Origin of the sequence: Limnospira sp. PMC 1279.21 (assembly GCF_032349615.1) — a bacterium.
Taxonomy (GTDB): domain Bacteria; phylum Cyanobacteriota; class Cyanobacteriia; order Cyanobacteriales; family Microcoleaceae; genus Limnospira; species Limnospira fusiformis.
The window spans coordinates 1-1,700 of record NZ_JARPLU010000360.1 but is presented as its reverse complement, the minus strand read 5'-3'; the positions used below and the strand labels follow the sequence as shown (position 1 = coordinate 1,700).

The following is a 1,700-nucleotide window of genomic DNA, read 5'->3' as shown; positions in this document are numbered from 1 at the left end:
TACGGTTTTGAATGGGAGGGGATGGAGGCGACTCCATTCTCGACCCCTAATCAAACAGTACACATAGTGGTACATATCAAGGCTTTGAAGATATTCTTGAGTTTTTCAACCTATCCCGCAAACAATGTCCCAAAGGTGTCAGGATTAAGCGTAACCGGGGGACAATTCAGCTAGACATCACTACTGACCCGGAGACGGGAGGGCGTAAGCAGCGAGGATGTAATTGTCAGTTCACTTCTGAGGGTATCCGTAAGGCCGTTGATAAGGCCTGGTTAGTTCATAAATCCCTTGACGGACAATTTCAGTCGGTGTCTGAATGGCTGGACTGGTACAAGGCTACTATCCTTGATGAAAACAAAACCCCTTTGGAAAACGACTTAATCACCTATCGCCAAGTGTTTAAAGAGATGGAAGATGATTACTTTAATGGGGTACACAAGAACACTAAACGGAAACGTTCCCGCAATATAGTTAGTGACCAAAGTTCATTCAATTGTTGCTTTTTAGATGTATTTAACAAAGTGACAGATTGGGATGCTTCCGTCACCTGGGAGGGTATCAAGGAAGCGCTATATAGCCCGTTAAAGAATGGTGATAGTCCGGTAGGTAGTAAAACCTTTAAGGATAGATACTACCGACTAAAACAAGTGGCGGAACGTGCTGGTTGTAAAAAAGCACTAGAGAAACTAGAAAAAATTGACTCAACTCAGACGGTGTTTATGAAATTTCAAAGTGTAGATTTGGATACCCTACTAAACCTACTAGACAAGGAACGCAACACTGATTATCGTACCGTTACAGACAATAATGCGCGTGATGGTTGGTGCTGGGTATCGGCAATGTGTGCTTTATATGGATTGAGACCATCAGAGATTGCAGCAGGACAAAACTTAACCAAGGATATCACGGTTGACGGCATAACGTTCCCCGCGATAAGTGACTCCAATAACATTGAGTTAGTGTTAGTGATTGGTGAGTTTACTTACTTTGGGGCAAGCACTAAAACAGGTCAACGGTTAGCTATCCCAATGTCAAAAGACAATGCTTTGATTGACCGTCTTGGGATTCATAACGTTTGTTTGCCTATTACAACATCTAAAGACCCTAATAGTTTTAACAATAACCATAGGTTATGGCTTAAAAATCACAATTGGGGATTTACCCAAGCCTACGCTTTCCGACATCTTGGAAATCAACTGGGAGAGATGAACGGGATACCACAGGAAATTAGGGCACGCTCATTTGGTCACAGTGTGGCAATTAATGACAGCAAGTACAAAAAACGCCGCAACCTTGCCACAGAGCTAGGTATCCTGACACGACATCAAAAACAACCATTGCCACTAGAGATGGGGAAACAAATCCTGATTAATATTGGCATTAATCCAGACCTACCAGAGGTTAAGGCAATTATCAGAGCTCTTTACCAGCTTGATGATTAATCCCCAATAAACCCACAACACAATACCCTCTAGGCTAAATACCTAGGGGGTTTCATTTTACACTAACTCCTGAATGTGCGATCGCTTTTGAGTGCATTAGAGTGACGGTAGAATAGGAGTTATAGCCTTTAAACCAGGTTCAAATCCCGCCAGAGCCATTTTACTTAAACCCTTATTCTAGCCGGGATAACCGGGAAACACTTAACCCGATAGTCGTACCGTTACACTTAATATGCACTCCATTCAGTCTTAGCACAC

At 42.6% G+C, this 1,700-nt stretch carries 1 protein-coding gene; it reads left to right on the top strand.

The features are described from left to right. Window positions 1-92: 92 nt before the first annotated feature. Entirely contained in the window at window positions 93-1,442 is a 1,350-nt protein-coding gene (locus P5683_RS24550; protein ID WP_315641184.1) for a recombinase, read from the top strand. Window positions 1,443-1,700: the final 258 nt, after the last annotated feature.